This is a genomic window from Rhodoferax sp. GW822-FHT02D07, assembly GCF_058802405.1.
The window spans coordinates 269,536-284,955 of record NZ_JBXAOD010000001.1 but is presented as its reverse complement, the minus strand read 5'-3'; the positions used below and the strand labels follow the sequence as shown (position 1 = coordinate 284,955).

Below are 15,420 nucleotides of genomic sequence, written 5' to 3'. Positions count from 1 at the left end.
TTTGCCAAATAGTTCAAAAACGCACCACAATGGCGCTATCTCATTCGTATAGCGTAAGGCCTTGCGCCACGGGCGGCAACGCCAATCCATACCAGCAAAATGACAAAAATAGCAAAAAACATTGCTTCCCACGGCCAGCCCGAATGCTGCAGTGTGGCCGCCATCGGGCATGACGACCCCAGCGCCCCGGAGCATGCGCGCCAGCTGCGTGAGGACATTGCGGACTTCATCGCCCGCGCAGCAGCAGGCAGCCTGCGCATGGTCTCTCCCCCGCCCCAAACGCACTGGACCATGCGCGGCGCGGGCCATCTGCACATGAACGCCGAGCTGTTTTTGCAGGTGCAGGGCTATACCGAGTTCCGCTTTCCGCATGGTGCGGTGACGCTGCGGGCGGGCGAAGCCCTGGTGATGCCGCCCAAGCTGCTGCATGACGAGTGGGTGGGAAGCGCCGATGGCAAGCCGTTTTCCAACATCGTGGTCTACGCGGACCACCAGAGCATGTCCTGCCACTCGGCCAACGAGGCCCGCCCCGGCCGCCCGGCGAATTTGTTTCTGGAGAGCTTCCAGCATGTGGAGGCCCCACGCATCGAGGCCTGGCTCAACGACGCGGCCAAGCCCCCTGCCGACGACGCCCATGGCCTGTGGCCGCTGCAGCAGCGCGCGCTGGTGCTGACGGCGCTATCCTCCGTCGCACGCATGCTGGACACGCCGCAGAAAGCCACCTCCAGCGAACCAGCGCTGCTGGGGCGCCTGCGCGTGGCGGTGCAAAACCGCCTGGGCGACCCGGAGCTCACCGTGGCCAGCCTGGCCGATGAAGTGGGCTGCACGGCGGACTACCTCTCCAACCTGTACAGCCGCAGCACGGGCGAGCACCTGTGGCAGGTGGTACTGCGCCAGCGCCTGGCGCGCGCCGCGCGCCTGCTGACCGAGAGCGACTCTGCAGTGAAAGAGGTGGCCTGGTGCTGCGGTTTTGCCAGCGCCAGCTACTTCATCCGCAGCTTCCGCCAGCAATTCGGCGTCACGCCCAAGGCCTTTCGCACCCAAGCGCAGGCCTGAGTCCGCGCCAGACTAAAAGGTACCGGGGAAGGCGCCGCCGTCAAGCAGGATGTTCTGCCCCGTGAGGTAGGCAGCCTGCTGGCTACAGAGGAAGGCGCAGACCTGGCCAAACTCCTCCGGTGTGCCATAGCGGCCCATGGGAATCTGCGCCTGCTGCGCCGCGCGGATGTCGTCAATCGACTTGCCCGTCTTGGCCGCCGCGGCCTTCACCGTGGTGGCGACGCGGTCCGTGTCGAACTTGCCTGGCAACAGGTTGTTGATGGTCACGCCCTTGGCGGCCAGGCTGCTGCGTGCCACGCCCGCCACAAAGCCCGTGAGGCCGCTGCGCGCGCCATTGGAGAGCCCCAGGATATCGATGGGCGACTTCACCGAGCTGGAGGTAATGTTGACGATGCGCCCGAAGCCGCGCGCGGCCATGCCGTCCACCGTGGCCTTGATGAGCTCGATGGGCGTGAGCATGTTGGCGTCCACCGCCTTGATCCAGGCCTCGCGGTCCCAGTCGCGAAAGTCGCCGGGCGGCGGGCCACCCGCGTTGGTGACAACGATGTCAAAGTCTTTTCGCATGGCGAAGATGGCCGCGCGGCCTTCCACAGTGGTAATGTCCTGGGCGCAAAATAGCACCTCAGCCCCCGTGTGCACTGCGTAAGCCGCTTCCAGATTCATAGCACTGCGCTCCAGCGCCTCAGCACCGCGTGCCACCATGAGCACGTTCACGCCCTCGGCCACCAGCGCCTGCGCGCAACCCAGCCCCAGCCCCTTGCTGGCACCACCCACCAAAGCCCATTTGCCCTTCAGTCCCAAGTCCATCAGCGTCTCCTGGTCACAACATACACACCGGCCAGCACCAACACCGTGCCCGCCACGATCCACACATTCATGGTCTCTCCCAACAGCACCACGCCCATGGCTATGGTGGACATGGGGCCCACCATACCCACCTGCGCGGCCAGGCCGGCACCAATGCGCTCGATGGCCATCATCACCATCAGCACCGGCACCACGGTACAGGCTGTGGCGTTGAGCAGCGAGAGCCACAGCACCTGCGGCGCCACGGCAAAGGCTGTATCCAGCGGACGCAGCACCACAAACTGTGCAATGCACAGCACGCAGGCCACGCTGGTCGCCAACCCCACCAGGCGCAGCGAGCCCAGGCGTTGCACCAGTTCACCGCTGTAGACAAGGTAGATGGCATAGCTGATGGCGCTGCCCAGCACCAGCGCCGCACCCAGCGCCACATTGCTGCCGGCCAGCGTGACCTCGTGGCCAAACACCAGCAGCACGCCGCTGTAGCTTATGGCCATGCCCAGTGCCTGCGGGCCACTTACGCGCTTGCGGTATAGCACCACCCCCAGCAAGACCACCAGCGTGGGGTTGAGGTACAGGATGAGTCGCTCCAGCGATGCCGAGATGTAGGCCAGGCCCGCGAAGTCCAGGTAGCTGGCCAAGTAATAGCCGGCGATGCCCAGGCCCAGAATGCCCAGCACGTCCTGGCGCGTGAGCGGCACCACCGTGCCAGCGGCCCTGGCCTGCCGTCCCGTCCACCACACGATGGCCAAAAAGAAGGGCAGCGCAAACAGCATGCGCAGCATGATCAGGGTCACCGCATCCACGCCATGGCGGTAGGCCAGCTTGACGATGATGGCCTTGCCGCTGAACGCGATGGCACCGGCCATCGACAACAGAATGCCGGTCGCTATCGACTTAGGAGCTGCTTGCGCACTATCCATAGGGGCCAGAGGCAATTTCTATTTAAAAACCTTGAGCATATGCTGTACGACCACTACGCCCAGCAGCACCAGTCCGCCGGCCACGATACCCACTCCGGCATCAGCCAGGAAGGACAGCGGCAGGCCTTCGAGTGCATGGTGCAGCCAGGGCAGGCCGTGCACTAGGATGCCGCCGCCCACCAGGAACATGGCCGCCGTGCCTGCCACCGACAGCGCCCGCATCAGCCAAGGTGCTGCCACGAGCAGCCCCCGGCCCAGCGCACGCTGCGCGTTGGCCCAAGCGCCTTCACCTGATTGTCGGCTCAGGAACAGGCCCGCATCGTCGATTTTCACGATGCCAGCCACCGCGCCGTACACGCCTATCGTCATGATGAAGGCCACACCCGCCAGCACCGTGAGCTGCGTGCTCCAGGGCTGGCTCTGCACCGTGCCCAAGGTGATGGCAATGATCTCGGCAGAGAGGATGAAGTCCGTGCGGATCGCGCCCTTGACCTTGTCCTTCTCCAGCGCCATCAGATCCACAGCAGGATCGGCCAGAGCGTCCATCAGCGCTGCCTCATGGGCCTGGTCGTCCTCAGCGCGGTGCAGGAATTTGTGGGCCAGCTTCTCGAAGCCTTCAAAACAGAGAAAGGCGCCGCCCACCATGAGCAGCGGCGTCACCAGCCAGGGCGCCACGATGCTGATGGCCAACGCCGCCGGCACCAGGATGAGCTTGTTGAGCAGCGAGCCCTTGCACACTGCCCACACCACCGGGAGCTCGCGGTCAGCGCGCACGCCGGCCACCTGCTCGGCGTTGAGCGCCAGGTCGTCGCCCAGCACGCCAGCCGTCTTCTTGGCCGCCACTTTGGTCAGGACGGCCACGTCGTCCAGGATGGTGGCGATGTCATCGATCAGGGCAAGAAGGCTGCTGGCCATGGCGTAAGACTTGGAAGTGAATGGAGCAGCCATTGTCACCGCTTGCCCGACGGCATCCCCCATTTGGCGTATAGCCCCTTAGTGCTAACCCGAACAAACCTGGCCCGAAGCTTGCTGGAGAATGTGTAAAACGCTGCAATTGCTTCGCACCATGGTCACTACTACCCCAGCGCCTGCCAACGCACCATTGGCCAACCCCACTGTGCTGGACATCGAAGCCTCCGGCCTGGGGCGCAGCAGCTACCCCATCGAAGTGGGCTACGTGCTGCCCGACGGCCACGCCTACTGCACCCTGGTGCAACCCGAAGAAGAATGGACCCACTGGGATGAAAGCGCCGCCGCCCTGCACCGCATCACCCGCGGCCTTCTCAAGGAACGCGGCCTGCCCGCCCGCGAGGTGGCCAGGCGCCTGAACGAACAACTGGCCGGCCAGACTGTGTATTCCGATGGCTGGGCCAATGACTACACTTGGCTCTCGGCCCTGTTCGAGGCCGCAGAGATGACACCGCGCTTCAAGCTGGAGAACCTGCGCAGCCTGCTCAGCGACGCCGAGGCCGAGCAGTGGCACCAGGTCAAGGCCCAGATCGCCAGCGAACGCGGCACCCAGCGCCACCGCGCCAGCTCCGACGCCCGTCTGCTGCAACTCACGCTGCAGCGGCTGCGCGGGCCGTATTGAAACACCAGGCTTGCCGAGAGCTGGCTCGGCAATTCTGATAGGCCTGATTACTTCGTTTCAGCCAACTTGGTTTCCAACACGCCTTTCTTGCCAGCGCTTTCATCCACCAGTTGCAATTTGTTGCGTGCATACATGAAACCCATTTTGACTTCCTGCCAGATGTAGTAGGCGACACCCGGCTTGGCATCGATTTCCAAGGTATCGGTGTTTTCGGCCTTGGAGGCGATCACGTGCTTGCCAGGAGACACCTCCTTGTACAAATAGGTCTTGGCAGCAGTCTGGCCAATTGCCTTTCCGTCAACCTCCACATCCATCTTGACTGCCCCGCCCATCGACTCATTGCGATAGATATACAGAGCAGCCTTGTCTGCGGGTACGGCAAACGATTTGTTCGCTGCATCCTGGCTGGCATCACCCATCTTGACCGATGCGCACCCCACCAGGCTGGCGGAAATGAAAGCAATGAGAACGAATTTTTTCATGTATTTCTCCCTTGGGGAATCTCTTAAAAACTGCAAAGCGCAGCGCGCGAAGTGTAAGCGGGCAGCCATACTCCAATCAGCAAACCCATGGGAAACAATAAGGCTCTAGACAACAACCCCCAGTCAAAGCCTGGACAAGCGCAGTAACATGCGCCGACACACCAACCACAAAGAGGAGACAGACACCATGGCCCTTACCGTAGAGATCAACCTGGGTTACGAATTCGATGTGAAGGCCAAGGCCAGCGAAGTGTTCGAAGTCCTGTCGGACGTGCCCACCTCGGCCAGCCACTTTCCCAAGGTCGACAAGCTCACCGACCTGGGCGGCGGCGCCTACCGCTGGGAGATGGAAAAAATCGGCATCGCCTCCATCAGCCTGCAAACCATCTATGCCTCCAAGTACACCAGCAACAAGGCCAAAGGCACCGTGACCTGGACACCGGTCAAGGGCGAAGGCAATGCCCTCGTTTCGGGCAGCTGGAAGATCACCGACAACAAGAAGTCCACCAAGATCGAACTCGAAATCCAGGGCGAACTCACCCTGCCCTTGCCCGGCCTCATGAAGATGGTGGCGGGCCCCGTGGCGGAAGCCGAGTTTGAAAAGATGGTGGAGCAGTACATCGAGAACCTCACCAAGCGGTTTGGTGGAGAGGCGTAAACCCGGTTTGCGGAATTCTGCGTAACGCGGGATCGCGCTATAAAAAAGGAGCTGCTAGCGCCCTACTGGCAAGGGTTAGCGGCTCTTTTATTCCGAATAAAGATTCCGTTGCGTGCGCGTTGGCTTACTCGCCGTACTTCTTTTGCAAGGTGGCAAACACGCCTGAGGCCTTCAGTCCGTCCAGCGTCTTTTGCCACAGCGCAATGTCGCGATCAGGTATGTCGGTGCTGCACGCAATGTACAACGGTGCTCCCACCAGTTTGACCGACGTCTGAACCAGTGCGTCGGCGGGCAAATTCAATTTCTTCAAAATGTGCTTCACGCCCAACGGCGTATCGCTGATGCCGAGATCACACCGATCCAGCAACAATTTCTTGTAGACAGACTCCCCGTCTGTTGACGTTGGATCCAGGTTCGTGAAACCGGCAGCCTTCAGGGTATTGAAAACAAGTCCGGCATGTCGGCACCCAATCAGGCGGACTTTCTTGGCATCTTCCAAGCTCGCAATCTCCAGCAGATTGCCTTTCTTCTTGTAAAAATAAATGGCGCCATCCCCGAGGGGGCCAATCCATTTGTATTTCTCTTCACGTTCTGGCGTCCTCAACATGGTGATCATCATGGTTCCGGGCACACTGCCCAACATCAAGGTGGTCCGCATGCTCGGGTACACATCAATCGAGATTTTCAGGTTCAGCCGCTCAATGATGGCCTGAACCACCTCCACCGAGAATCCTTTCAGAACGCCGTCCTCGCTGTAGTTGTACGGAGCCCATTCCTCAGTCACGACGCTGATTTTTTTCTCATCGGCCCATAGCGCCGCAGACAAAGTGCAGCCCACCAGATAGCCCGCCCCGAGCAGGACGCTTCTTCTGTCGCAACGGAACTGTTTTTGGAACATGAGGGGGTTGCCTGTCTACTTGGGTGCACGTGGAAGGTGTCCACTCACGGCAGTCGAAGCCACGCTTATCAACGTCCCGTGTCACGAGGCTTGCACCTGGCAGCCAGGGAAGCACAGATACACACCATTCTGGTATGGGAAGCGATACGCGTCAATCAACCAGCGCAACAGGAAGATGCTACCGAATCGATAGCTGCCAGCGCCCTGTCCATAAGCAACAGCAGCCAGATCGTTACAGAACCTGAGCAAAGTCCGCATCCAGCACCACGCGGTAGCGTGCCTTGCCGCTGCGCAGATGGTCCAGCGCGTCGTTGACCTTGGACATGGGAAAATGCTCCACCTGCGGCGCAATGCCGTGGCGGGCGCAGAAGTCCATCATCTTGACTAGCGTGGCAGGTGACGGCGTGGGCGAAGCGGAAATGCTGCGCTGCCAGGACAACAGGCCACCCGTGCGCACCTTCATCGCTTCGGTCACCACGCCCACCAGATGCAAGCGGCCCTTGGGCGCCAGCGTGCCCAGCAGGGCATCCCACTCCAGCGAGGCACCCACGGTGACGAGCAAAAAGTCCAACTGGCCGGCGTGGGCCTTGAGCTCCTTGACATCCACACTCGACACCGTGCGGTGTGCCCCCAGCAGCAGCGCTTCTTCGCGCTTGGACGGGCTGGAGGTAAACGCCGTCACCTCACACCCCCAGGCCTTGGCAAACTTGACGGCCAGGTGGCCCAGACCGCCGATGCCAACCACGCCAACCCTGTCGATAGGCTTGATGTCGTGGATGACGAAAGGCAGAAAGGCGGTACCGCCACCGCACATCAGCGGGCCGACGCTGGCCGGGTCCAGCCCAGCGGGAATGGGCAGGGCCCAGCTCCAGTGGGCGCGCACTTTGTCGGCAAAGCCGCCATGCCGGCCGATGATGGTGGGTTGGCGGGTGGCGCAGAGGTTCTGCTCGCCACCCACGCAGTGCGCACAGTGCAGGCAACTCTTGCTGTGCCAGCCCAGACCCACGCGCTGGCCCACGCTGCGGCCCTTGGCATTGGGACCCAAGGCCACGATGGTGCCCACCACCTCATGGCCCGGCACCACGGGGTAGCTGGTGGGAAACCACTCGCTCTCCACCATGGCCAGGTCCGAATGGCAGACACCGCAGTACTCCACGGCGATCTCCACGTCCTCGGCGTCCATGGGGCCGGGGTCGAAGTCCAGCCGTTCCAGCGGGGCGGTTTTGCTGTGGGCGGCCCAGCCGCGGAAATGGGTCATGTGTGCGCTCCTGATTGCGGGCAAAGAGGGGCACAGCGTAGCGCGAAGCACCGCGCTTGCACAGGGCGGCTGTAACCGCCGGGACTGTCACCACTTCGGCGGATAATGCGCCCGGCGCTGGCAGCGGCCGCGCCCCAACCGAACCAGACATTCACCATGCACCGTGTCGCCATCAGCAGTACAGGCCTGTTCACCCCGCCCGAGGTCATCACCAACGCCGAGCTGGTGGCCAGTTACAACGCCTACGCCGCGCTGCAGAACGCAAAGCACGCCGACGCGATTGCGGTCGGCACCCACACCGCGCTGACGGACTCCAATGTGGAATTCATCGAAAAGGCCTCCGGCATCCAGCGCCGCTATGTGATGGAAAAGAGCGGCGTGCTGGACCCCACACGCATGCGCCCGCATTTCACGCCACGCCCTGATACCGAGATTTCGCTAATGGCCGAAATTGCCGTGAAGGCCTGCCAGGACGCGCTGACAGCCGCCGGCAAGACGGCCGCCGATGTGGACGGTGTGATTTGCGCCGCGGCCAATATGCAGCGCCCCTATCCCGCGATGGCAGTGGAGATCCAGACCGTGCTGGGCGTACAAGGCTATGGTTTTGACATGAATGTGGCCTGTTCGTCTGCCACGTTTGCCCTGGAACAGGCAGTGAACGCGGTGCGCTGCGGCAGTGCCCGCGCCGTGCTGGTGGTCAACCCCGAAATCACCTCCGGCCACCAGGCCTGGATAGACCGCGACTGCCATTTCATCTTTGGCGATGTGTGCACCGCCATACTGGTGGAGCGGCTGGACTTGGCTCCGGCGGGCGCATTTGAAGTGCTGGGCACCAAGCTGCTAAGCACTTTCAGCAACAACATCCGCAACAACCACGGCTTCATGTGGCGCGCCGAAGACCGCAACCCCGAGGACCGGGACCAGCTCTTCCGCCAGGAAGGCCGCAAGGTGTTCAAAGAGGTATGTCCCATGGCCGCAGAGCACATAGAGCAACATTTGCAGTCGCTGGATTTGACGCCGCAGCAGGTGCGTCGTTTCTGGCTGCACCAAGCCAACCTGGGCATGAACCAGCTCATCGCCAAGAAGCTGCTGGGCCGCGAGGCTACGGCGGATGACGCGCCGGTGATTCTGGATGAGTTTGCCAACACCGCATCCGCCGGCTCCATCATCGCCTTCCACCGCCACCACGCCGACATTGCGGCGGGTGAGGTAGGCGTGATCTGCTCATTTGGCGCCGGCTATTCGATCGGCAGCGTCGTGGCACGACGCCTGCACTAACCAACAGCGCTCCGCGCTGCGGCGGAGCGTGGGGTTCTATCAGTTGAGCGGACGCTTGAGGCGCATTTCCTCGATCTTGACTGCACCGACCTGCACTGTCTTGGCGGTGTTCATTTCCCGCTTGAAGCCGGCCAGTTCATGAAAGCGCATGGCGCGCTCGTTGGCAATGGGCAGCCACACGCTGACATTGGAGCAGCCCTCTTCGATCAGGCCTTCGCGGGCGGCATCCCACAGAGCCAGACCGACGCCCTTGTCCCAGTAGTTGGGATTCACATAAATGGCCCAAATCTCGCCCATGGTGGGCGGTGTACCCTTGTCACGGGAACGGTCAAAGCCGACAAAACCCACAATCTTGTCGTCGTCCAACGCGACTTGGACTTGGGGCTCTGCGTATTCGATGGCTTCACGCCAGTAGGCCTGGCGCTTATCCAGGGGCATGGTAGGAATGGGGGTGTCGGCCAACATACTCTTGAAGGCCTCGCGCACAGTGGAGTTATGAAGCTCGGCGATGGCCTTGGCATCGCGCAGGGTAGCGGGGCGAACCTTATAGGTGGTCGTATCGGACATGTCTAACGCAAACTCACGCAAAATTGAAAAAAAGAGCGTGATTGTCGCAGCATTCGTAGAAACCCTCCCCGCCCCTTCATGGACACCCCTCAAATTGACGCGACAAACACCCCGCAGGTTCGCCTGGAGCCCGATGGCTGGACCTTTGCCTGCGCCCCCGGACAGAGCGTACTGGAGGCCGGCCTGGCTGCAGGTGTGGAGATGGAAAGCTCCTGCCGCAACGGCACCTGCCGAACCTGCCTGTGCCGGTTGGCGCAGGGGGAGGTGGCCTACCGCATCGACTGGCCCGGCGTGAGCGCCGAAGAAAGGGCCGAGGGCTGGTTTCTCCCATGCGTGGCGGAGGCGCGCAGCGATCTAGTCGTGGACCAACCCATGGCCTGGCCAGCCAGCCCCTGATCGCACACGGTAAAAACACCAAGCTCGCAAATCCACGTCACCTAGGGTGAACACCATTGCTGCACTGCGCTGCAGGCTTGAAGAATGGTCACCTCAACCCGGGAGTTTTCATGTCTGCCATCACCGTCTCACCCAGTGACCTGCCACTGCAATGCCTGTACCGCTGGGAGAAGGAGCGTGCCGACAAGATCTATCTGAGCCAACCCATGGGCGGAGGCGTGGTACAGGACATAACCTGGGCCGAGGCAGCCGCCCAGGTGCGCAGCATGGCAGCCTGGCTGCAGGCTCAGGGCTGGCCCGAGGGCAGCCGCATAGCCATCATCGGAAAAAACAGCGCCCACTGGATCCTGGCCGACTTGGCCATCGTCATGGCCGGCCATATCTCGGTCCCCATCTACCCCACCTTCAACGGCGAGGCACTGTCCTACATCCTCGCGCACAGTGAGGCCAAAGCCTTGTTCATCGGCAAGATGGACGACACCAACAACCTGCAGACCGGCGTACCCGCTGGACTGCCGCTCATTGCGTTGCCGCTGGCGCCGGCTTTGCGCTCACTGGCCACCCAACAGTGGGAAAACCTGGTCCAGGCTATCGCCCCATTGGCCGGACAGGTTGTGGCCGATGGCGACCAGGTCAGCACCATCATCTACACGTCTGGCACCACGGGCAAACCGAAGGGCGTGGTGCACACCTTCGACACCATGGCCTGGGGTGTTTCCAGCGCCACCCAACGTGTGCGCATGGATGTGCACGACCGCTACATCTCCTACCTGCCGCTCGCCCATGTGGCCGAGCGCATGTTGATCGAACAGGCTTCACTGCGCTACGGCGGGCGTGTCTTCTTTGCCGAGTCGCTGGACACCTTTCTGCAAGACCTGCAGCGCGCCCGGCCCACCATCTTCTTCTCGGTGCCCCGCCTCTGGGTCAAGTTCCAGCAAGGTGTATTTGGCAAGGTACCCGCACCCAAGCTCGCGCGCCTCCTGAAGATTCCGCTGCTGGGTTTTCTGGTACGCCGCAAGATCCTCAAGGGCCTGGGCCTGGACCAGTGCCGCATCGCGGCCGGCGGCGCCGCGCCCATGCCAGCCGATGTGCTGCAGTGGTACCGCAGCCTGGGACTGGACCTGATCGAGGTGTACGGCATGACAGAGAACAGCGGCGTCTCCCACTCCACGCTGCCAGGCTCTCGCCAAATCGGTTCGGTCGGTCTGCCCTATGCGGGTGTGGAAAGCCGCATAGACCCCGAAACCGGTGAAATCCAGATGCGCTGCCCTGCCCTCATGAAGGGCTACTACCGCGAAGAAGCACAAACTGCGGCAGCCTTCACTGCAGATGGCTGGCTGCGCACCGGTGACAAGGGCCAGATCGACCTGCAGGGTTTTCTGAGCATCACAGGCCGCGTCAAGGACATCTTCAAGACCAGCAAAGGCAAGTACGTGGCACCCGCCCCCATCGAAGACCGTTTGGTACTGCACCCCGACATCGAAGCCTGCGCTGTCACCGGCGCCAATTTGGCGCAACCCCTGGCCTTGGTCATGCTTTCTCAGGAGGCTGTGGCGCGTAGCCGTGACGCCGCCGGACGCGCAGCCCTCACCGCATCGCTGCAGGACCACTTGCATACCGTGAACGCGGCACTGGAGCCGCATGAGCGCTTGGAATGCCTGGCCGCCGTCACAACCGCCTGGACACCCGAGAACGGCTTTGTCACGCCCACGCTCAAGGTCAAGCGCAACAAGGTGGACGACACCTACGGCCCGCAGTTCGCCAGTTGGCTGGCACGCGCCACGCCCGTGGTCTGGACCGACAGCCCCTGAGCAGCAGTCAAGGGGCTGCGGTAAGCTCACCGCATGCACTTCTGGAGATTTCTGGCTCCGCTCCTGCTGGCCCTGCCGGCCTGGGGCCAAAGCCCCGCCCACCCCATGGCCGAACGCACGGCGGCCTGCACCGCCTGCCACGGCAACCAGGGTAAAGCCGGGCCCGACGGCTACTACCCGCGCCTGGCCGGCAAACCGGCCGGCTACCTTTACAACCAACTGCGCAATTTCCAGGACGGACGCCGCCACTACACGCCGATGCAGGGCCTGCTCGCACCGCTGGGGCCCGAGTACCTGCGCGAGATGGCAGATTACTTCTCTTCACTGGATGTGCCCTACCCGCCGCCCGCCCGCAGTGATGCGCCCGCCGCCGTACTGGAGCGCGGACGCACCCTGGTGCTGCAGGGCGACCGTGCCCTGGGCGTGCCGGCCTGCGTGCAGTGCCACGGCCAGGCGCTCACTGGCGTGGTGCCGAATACACCGGGCCTGCTGGGCCTGCCGCGCGACTACCTCAACGCCCAGCTGGGTGGTTGGCAGACCGGCCAGCGCAAGGCCCATGCGCCCGACTGCATGGCCGCCATCGCAGGCAAGCTCAGCACACAGGACCTCAATGCGGCGAGCCAGTGGCTGTCCTCCCAGCCGCTGCCGGCCAACACCCACCCCGCCCCCCAGCGCCCCATCGCGCTGGCTGGCGCCTTGACGCTGCCGCCCTGTGGCAGCGCGCCCTGAGATGCGGCGCGCACTCACCACCCTCGCCGCGCTGGCCTTGGGCCTGGCCTTGCTGCTGGCTGCCCTGGTCTGGCGCGAGCTGCAGCCACCAACACCGGCCGCACCTGCCGGCGTCCCCAGCATGGAGGCGGTACAACGCGGCACCTACCTTGCCCAGGTCGGCAACTGCGCGCTGTGCCACACCGCCCCGGGCGGTGCGCCCTATGCAGGTGGCAAAGGTGTGCCCACACCCTTTGGCACGGTCTACACGAGCAACCTCACGCCCCATGCCCAGGCCGGCCTGGGCGCCTGGAATGCCGAGGACTTCTGGCAGGCCATGCACACTGGTCGCTCGCGCGACGGCCATCTGCTTTACCCGGCCTTTCCCTACACCAGCTTCACCCAGCTCGCACGCGAGGACAGCGACGCGCTATTTGCCTACCTGCAAACACTGCCCGCCGTGGACACGCCCAACCGCGAGCACACGTTGCGCTGGCCCTACCGCACGCAGTGGGCGCTGGCGGTCTGGCGCGTCGTCAACTTCAAGCCTGCACCCACCGTCGCCACAGCCCCCACAGGCGACTTGCGCGGCGCCTACCTGGTCAACGGCTTGGCGCACTGCAATGAATGCCACGGCGCGCGCAACGCCTGGGGCGCACCCGACCTGCGCCAGACTCTGGGGGGCGCGACGCTGCCACAAAGCCTCTGGTACGCGCCCTCGCTACGCTCGGCCCGGGAGGCCGGCGTGGCGGCCTGGAGCGTGGACGACACCGTGGCCCTGTTGACCACCGGCGCCAACGCGCACGCAGTCACCAGCGGCCCCATGGCCGAGGTGGTGCACCACAGCACCCAGCACCTGAGCCCGGCCGACGCCCAGGCCATGGCGCGCTACCTGGCCGGCCTGACGCCCGTGGAGAGCCCTGTGGCGGCGCCCGGCGCAGTGCCCCCCGGCGCGCGTACGCTGGGTGCTCGCGTCTACGAAGCGCAGTGCGCGCAATGCCATGGCAAGCAGGGCGAGGGCCGGCCTGGCGCCTACCCTGCGCTAGCAGGCAACCGTGCGGTATTGATGCCGCAAACGCAGAACCTGGTGCTGGGGGTGCTGCAAGGCGGCTTTGGCCCGTCCACGCGCGGCCTGCCACAGCCGCATGGCATGCCGCCCTTCCAGCTGGTGCTCAGCGACACCGAGCTGGCCGGGGTGCTGAGCTATATCCGCAATGCCTGGGGCAACCAGGCCCCGGCCGTGAGCGAGTTTGATATAAACAAGTTTCGCAATCTCCAGGCCCCTTGATCCCCATGAGAACCTCTCCCATGCGCATACTCCCGCTGCTTCTCGGTGTTTCGGTACTGGCCCTGGCTGGTTGCGCCCAATGGGGCCCGCAGGCGCCTGAAAAAGACAAGACCTATGCCATCACCATCCTGCACACCAACGACCACCACGGCCGTTTCTGGAAGAACCGCGATGGCGAGTACGGCATGGCGGCGCGCAAGACCGTGATCGACCAGATCCGCCAGGAGGTCCAGGCGGCCGGCGGCTACAGCCTGCTGCTGGACGGCGGCGATGTGAACACCGGCGTGCCCGAATCCGACCTGCAGGACGCGGTGCCCGACTTCCGCGGCATGAACCTGCTGGGCTACGACGCCATGGCCGTGGGCAACCACGAATTCGACAAGCCCCCCGTCGTGCTGCAAATGCAGCGCGACCTGGCCACTTTCCCCATGCTGTCGGCCAACATCTACAAGGATGGCAAGCGCATGTTCGCACCCTACAAGGTGTTCAACCTGGGTGGTGTGCGTGTGGGGGTAATGGGCCTGACGACCGAAGACACGCAGAAGATGGTGCACCCGGACAATGTGCGCGGCGTGACCTTTGCCGACACACAGACCGAAACCGCCAAGCTGCTGCCCGAGCTGCGCCAGAAGGCCGACGTGGTGATTGCCGCTACCCATATGGGCCACTACGAAAACGGCCAGCACGGCGTACAGGCGCCCGGCGATGTGGAACTGGCGCGAGCCGTCAAGGGACTTGACCTGATCGTGGGTGGCCATACACAGAACCCGGCCTGCATGAAGGCCGAGAACGTACTGGACCGCGCCTATGTGCCCGGCACCGAGTGCAAGCCCGACCAGCAGAACGGCACCTGGATCGTCCAGGCCCATGAGTGGGGCAAGTACGTGGGCCGCGCCGATTTCACCTACCGCAACGGCGAATTCAAGTTGGTCAAGTACGCCCTGATCCCCATCAACCTCAAGAAGCCGGTCAAGACGGCTGACGGCAAAACCGTGCTGCAGACCTACACGCCAGAGATTGCCGAGTCGCCCGAGATGCTCAAGCTGCTCCAGCCTTTCCAGGACTTTGGCCAGCAAAAACTGCTGGTGGAAGTGGGCAGTAGCGACGGCAAGCTCGAAGGCGACCGCGCCGTGGTACGCAGCCAGCCGACCGCACTGGGCGTGATGATTGGCCAGTCCATGATGGAAAAAGCCAAGGCTGACTTCGCCATCGTTAACGCTGGCGGCGTGCGCGACTCTCTGCCTGCAGGCAAGCTCACCTACAAGGACGTGCTGACCGTGCATCCCTTCGGCAACACCATTGTGGTGGTCACGCTCAACGGCAAGGAAGTCATGGACTACCTGAACGCTGCCGCAAAGATGACGCCCGGCTCGGGTGCTTTCCCTCAGTTTGCCGGAGTTCAACTGGTCATTGAAGGTGGCAAGGTGCAGAGCGCCAAAGTGGCCGGCCAGGACATTGACCCAGCCAAGACGTACCGCATGGCCATCAACAACTTTGTGGCGGCGGGCGGCGACGGCTATCCCAAGCTGACCACGCACCCGGGCTATGTGGATACGGGGTTTGTGGACGCCGATGTGTTGCGCGCCTACATTGCAGCCAACAGCCCGCTCAAGTCCCAGGCCTATGCGCCCGGCAACAGCGTGGTCCGGAAGTAAATGGCCCGACTCTCACGCAGACCCAAGAAGCCCACCTCCAAGCGCCA

Annotated in this window: 16 protein-coding genes; 9 read left to right on the top strand and 7 right to left on the bottom strand. The window is 63.3% G+C overall.

All coding sequences use genetic code 11. The features are described 5' to 3' along the window. Positions 1-99 precede the first annotated feature (99 nt). Entirely contained in the window at positions 100-1,056 is a 957-nt protein-coding gene (locus AC1RNN_RS01375) for a helix-turn-helix transcriptional regulator (protein WP_493086635.1), read from the top strand. Between the two features lie 12 nt (positions 1,057-1,068). Here AC1RNN_RS01375 and AC1RNN_RS01370 read toward each other — a convergent pair whose 3' ends face one another. The 3 genes from AC1RNN_RS01370 to AC1RNN_RS01360 are packed head-to-tail and all read right to left on the bottom strand — an operon-like array spanning position 1,069 to position 3,698. Continuing rightward, on the bottom strand, positions 1,069-1,863 hold the full coding sequence (locus AC1RNN_RS01370; protein WP_493086637.1) for an SDR family oxidoreductase: 795 nt from the start codon (positions 1,861-1,863) through the stop codon (positions 1,069-1,071). Next, the gene (locus tag AC1RNN_RS01365; RefSeq protein WP_493086638.1) at positions 1,863-2,783 is read right to left on the bottom strand and encodes a DMT family transporter; all 921 of its coding nucleotides are present in this window, start codon (positions 2,781-2,783) and stop codon (positions 1,863-1,865) included. Before AC1RNN_RS01365 ends, AC1RNN_RS01370 begins: the two co-directional genes overlap by 1 nt. An 18-nt stretch (positions 2,784-2,801) precedes the next feature. Continuing rightward, positions 2,802-3,698, bottom strand: a complete 897-nt coding sequence (locus tag AC1RNN_RS01360) for a DUF808 domain-containing protein (RefSeq protein WP_493087085.1) — start codon at positions 3,696-3,698, stop codon at positions 2,802-2,804. Positions 3,699-3,849: 151 nt separating this feature from the next. On the opposite strand from AC1RNN_RS01360, the gene AC1RNN_RS01355 reads away from it, so the two are divergent. Continuing rightward, positions 3,850-4,374, top strand: a complete 525-nt coding sequence (locus AC1RNN_RS01355; protein ID WP_493086639.1) for a 3'-5' exonuclease — start codon at positions 3,850-3,852, stop codon at positions 4,372-4,374. Positions 4,375-4,421: 47 nt separating this feature from the next. Here AC1RNN_RS01355 and AC1RNN_RS01350 read toward each other — a convergent pair whose 3' ends face one another. Then, positions 4,422-4,856 (bottom strand): DUF2846 domain-containing protein, encoded by a 435-nt coding sequence (locus AC1RNN_RS01350; protein ID WP_493086641.1) that lies wholly within the window; start codon positions 4,854-4,856, stop codon positions 4,422-4,424. Between the two features lie 187 nt (positions 4,857-5,043). Between AC1RNN_RS01350 and AC1RNN_RS01345 the strand changes: the two genes are divergently transcribed. Continuing rightward, positions 5,044-5,514, top strand: a complete 471-nt coding sequence (locus tag AC1RNN_RS01345; protein WP_493086642.1) for an SRPBCC family protein — start codon at positions 5,044-5,046, stop codon at positions 5,512-5,514. 124 nt (positions 5,515-5,638) lie between these two features. On the opposite strand, the gene AC1RNN_RS01340 is transcribed toward AC1RNN_RS01345, so the two are convergent. Then, the gene (locus AC1RNN_RS01340) at positions 5,639-6,412 is read right to left on the bottom strand and encodes a substrate-binding periplasmic protein (protein WP_493086643.1); all 774 of its coding nucleotides are present in this window, start codon (positions 6,410-6,412) and stop codon (positions 5,639-5,641) included. Between the two features lie 232 nt (positions 6,413-6,644). Beyond that, the gene (ahr, locus tag AC1RNN_RS01335) at positions 6,645-7,670 is read right to left on the bottom strand and encodes an NADPH-dependent aldehyde reductase Ahr (RefSeq protein WP_493086645.1); all 1,026 of its coding nucleotides are present in this window, start codon (positions 7,668-7,670) and stop codon (positions 6,645-6,647) included. A gap of 156 nt (positions 7,671-7,826) precedes the next feature. Between ahr and AC1RNN_RS01330 the strand changes: the two genes are divergently transcribed. Next, on the top strand, positions 7,827-8,948 hold the full coding sequence (locus tag AC1RNN_RS01330; protein ID WP_493086647.1) for a beta-ketoacyl-ACP synthase III: 1,122 nt from the start codon (positions 7,827-7,829) through the stop codon (positions 8,946-8,948). 39 nt (positions 8,949-8,987) lie between these two features. Here the strand turns inward: AC1RNN_RS01330 and AC1RNN_RS01325 are convergent, their stop codons facing one another. After that, on the bottom strand, positions 8,988-9,515 hold the full coding sequence (locus AC1RNN_RS01325) for a GNAT family N-acetyltransferase (protein ID WP_493086649.1): 528 nt from the start codon (positions 9,513-9,515) through the stop codon (positions 8,988-8,990). 78 nt (positions 9,516-9,593) lie between these two features. On the opposite strand from AC1RNN_RS01325, the gene AC1RNN_RS01320 reads away from it, so the two are divergent. The 5 genes from AC1RNN_RS01320 (at position 9,594) to ushA (ending at position 15,373) form a co-directional block, all read left to right on the top strand. Next, entirely contained in the window at positions 9,594-9,911 is a 318-nt protein-coding gene (locus tag AC1RNN_RS01320; protein WP_493086650.1) for a 2Fe-2S iron-sulfur cluster-binding protein, read from the top strand. A 110-nt stretch (positions 9,912-10,021) separates the two neighbouring features. After that, on the top strand, positions 10,022-11,722 hold the full coding sequence (locus tag AC1RNN_RS01315) for an AMP-binding protein (protein ID WP_493086651.1): 1,701 nt from the start codon (positions 10,022-10,024) through the stop codon (positions 11,720-11,722). Positions 11,723-11,755: 33 nt separating this feature from the next. Next, complete coding sequence (locus tag AC1RNN_RS01310; RefSeq protein ID WP_493086653.1) at positions 11,756-12,451, top strand: c-type cytochrome; 696 nt, start codon at positions 11,756-11,758, stop codon at positions 12,449-12,451. Next, a complete protein-coding gene (locus AC1RNN_RS01305; RefSeq protein ID WP_493086654.1) occupies positions 12,435-13,718 on the top strand; it encodes a c-type cytochrome in 1,284 nt (427 codons plus the stop codon). Before AC1RNN_RS01310 ends, AC1RNN_RS01305 begins: the two co-directional genes overlap by 17 nt. Positions 13,719-13,723: 5 nt before the next feature. Next, positions 13,724-15,373, top strand: a complete 1,650-nt coding sequence (gene ushA, locus AC1RNN_RS01300; protein WP_493086656.1) for a bifunctional UDP-sugar hydrolase/5'-nucleotidase UshA — start codon at positions 13,724-13,726, stop codon at positions 15,371-15,373. Positions 15,374-15,420 lie beyond the last annotated feature (47 nt).

Excerpts from the sequence above, each read along its gene's own strand:
- AC1RNN_RS01375 (WP_493086635.1), top strand. The coding sequence starts at position 100 with ATGACAAAAATAGCAAAAAACATTGCTTCCCACGGCCAGCCCGAATGC.
- AC1RNN_RS01370 (WP_493086637.1), bottom strand. The coding sequence starts at position 1,863 with ATGGACTTGGGACTGAAGGGCAAATGGGCTTTGGTGGGTGGTGCCAGC.
- AC1RNN_RS01365 (WP_493086638.1), bottom strand. The coding sequence starts at position 2,783 with ATGGATAGTGCGCAAGCAGCTCCTAAGTCGATAGCGACCGGCATTCTG.
- AC1RNN_RS01360 (WP_493087085.1), bottom strand. The coding sequence starts at position 3,698 with ATGGCCAGCAGCCTTCTTGCCCTGATCGATGACATCGCCACCATCCTG.
- AC1RNN_RS01355 (WP_493086639.1), top strand. The coding sequence starts at position 3,850 with ATGGTCACTACTACCCCAGCGCCTGCCAACGCACCATTGGCCAACCCC.
- AC1RNN_RS01350 (WP_493086641.1), bottom strand. The coding sequence starts at position 4,856 with ATGAAAAAATTCGTTCTCATTGCTTTCATTTCCGCCAGCCTGGTGGGG.
- AC1RNN_RS01345 (WP_493086642.1), top strand. The coding sequence starts at position 5,044 with ATGGCCCTTACCGTAGAGATCAACCTGGGTTACGAATTCGATGTGAAG.
- AC1RNN_RS01340 (WP_493086643.1), bottom strand. The coding sequence starts at position 6,412 with ATGTTCCAAAAACAGTTCCGTTGCGACAGAAGAAGCGTCCTGCTCGGG.
- ahr (WP_493086645.1), bottom strand. The coding sequence starts at position 7,670 with ATGACCCATTTCCGCGGCTGGGCCGCCCACAGCAAAACCGCCCCGCTG.
- AC1RNN_RS01330 (WP_493086647.1), top strand. The coding sequence starts at position 7,827 with ATGCACCGTGTCGCCATCAGCAGTACAGGCCTGTTCACCCCGCCCGAG.
- AC1RNN_RS01325 (WP_493086649.1), bottom strand. The coding sequence starts at position 9,515 with ATGTCCGATACGACCACCTATAAGGTTCGCCCCGCTACCCTGCGCGAT.
- AC1RNN_RS01320 (WP_493086650.1), top strand. The coding sequence starts at position 9,594 with ATGGACACCCCTCAAATTGACGCGACAAACACCCCGCAGGTTCGCCTG.
- AC1RNN_RS01315 (WP_493086651.1), top strand. The coding sequence starts at position 10,022 with ATGTCTGCCATCACCGTCTCACCCAGTGACCTGCCACTGCAATGCCTG.
- AC1RNN_RS01310 (WP_493086653.1), top strand. The coding sequence starts at position 11,756 with ATGCACTTCTGGAGATTTCTGGCTCCGCTCCTGCTGGCCCTGCCGGCC.
- ushA (WP_493086656.1), top strand. The coding sequence starts at position 13,724 with ATGAGAACCTCTCCCATGCGCATACTCCCGCTGCTTCTCGGTGTTTCG.